This is a genomic window from Priestia sp. P5_B4 (assembly GCF_056400385.1).
Window position 1 is genome coordinate 1 of record NZ_JBFULJ010001447.1, and the last position, 595, is coordinate 595.

Consider the following 595-nt stretch of genomic DNA (forward strand, 5'->3'; position numbering starts at 1 on the left):
TTTGGTTAGACTATACAGTATTTAGTTGGAGATGGTGGTTAGGAATATTACTTATACTGGTTATGATTGGAATTTTGATAAAGTTCAGAAAAAAAGAAAGTACAGATCGTTTATTATACACCGGTCTTTTTGTAGCTATCTTTACTTCATTTCTTGATATGATTGGTGACTTTTTAGGTCTGTGGGATTACCGGTATGAAGTATTTCCTTTAACTTCTAACTACTTGCCGTGGGACTTATTTTTATTACCCATCTCCATGATATTTTTTATACAAGTAAAGCCTAAAATTAACCCCGTAATCAAAGCACTGATTTATTCAGCAGTAGGTGCTTTTATTGGCCTTCCACTACTTAATTGGATTGGTATTTATAAACCGCTGCACTGGAGGTACATTTATTCCTTTCCTATTCTAATTATTATTTACTTAGCTGCATCTTACATAGCTTCTAGAGGAAAGTTTGAAAAATTATAGGTGGAAATGTTAAGGCTAATGTTTAATAATTAGAGCAAGCTACTCAAGATGCAATAGAGCATCCGCTAACGATTATTGTTAATGCAACTTATAGAAAAAGACTATCCCTTATAGTTGAAAAG

Annotated in this window: 1 protein-coding gene; it reads left to right on the forward strand. The window is 32.6% G+C overall.

The window, feature by feature from the left end:
• Positions 1-473 (forward strand): CBO0543 family protein (locus AC1DRF_RS31535; protein WP_477742764.1); only part of this gene is annotated, 473 nt, incomplete at its 5' end.
• Between the last annotated feature and the right edge of the window lie 122 nt (positions 474-595).